Origin of the sequence: Collinsella sp. AF23-4AC, from assembly GCF_003462685.1 — a bacterium.
GTDB lineage: Bacteria > Actinomycetota > Coriobacteriia > Coriobacteriales > Coriobacteriaceae > Collinsella.
In genome coordinates this window covers 1-626 of sequence record NZ_QRVE01000045.1, presented here as the reverse complement: position 1 = coordinate 626, position 626 = coordinate 1, and the positions used below count along the sequence as shown (strand labels likewise).

The window sequence follows — 626 nt, the reverse complement described above, 5'->3', positions numbered from 1 at the left end:
ACGTGGTTCTTCTCGCACGCGCCCTTCTGCTGGCTCTGCCGGGGGTCGCAGTAGAAGAGCCTGGTCTCGCCGTCCCGCTCGCCGAGCAGCGCCGCGATGGCGCCCTCGTCGGCGAACTCGCTGCCGTTGTCGGTGAGCACGGCGCCGAAGGCGCGCCTCGCGCCGTCCTCGCCGAGGACCCCGCGCAGGGAGGAGAGCGCCGCCAGGACCGAGGCGCACGTGCCGTCCGGCAGCGGCAGGGCCAGCTGGAAGCGGCTCGGGCGGTGCAGGAGCGTGAGGAGCCTGGCGGAGTCGCCCCTGGAGCCCTCGACGGTGTCCATCTCCCAGGCCGCGGCGCAGGCGTCCTCGCCGAGCGCGAGGAACGACGCGTGCGACCTGCGCGACGAGTGGGACGTCGCCCTCTTCGGGGCCCGGCGCGACCTCGGCCTGTAGCCGACCTTGCGCCTGAGCTCCATGTTCGTCATGCCGTCGTAGCCGGCGTCCACCCACCTGTAGACGGTGGAGGCGCTGAGCCCGGGGGTCGCCGCCGCTATCTGCTGCGGGGAGAGCCCGCGCGCGAGCCCGTCCCTGATGGCCGCGAGCTTGGCGGCGGCGCCCTCCTCGGTCTCGTCGATCCCGGACCTGCT

The 626-nt window shown here is 74.1% G+C and carries 1 protein-coding gene; it reads right to left on the bottom strand.

What is annotated here, in order from left to right; translation table 11 throughout:
- Positions 1 to 626: helix-turn-helix domain-containing protein (locus DWY05_RS09860; protein ID WP_147343293.1), on the bottom strand; the 626-nt coding region annotated here is incomplete at both ends.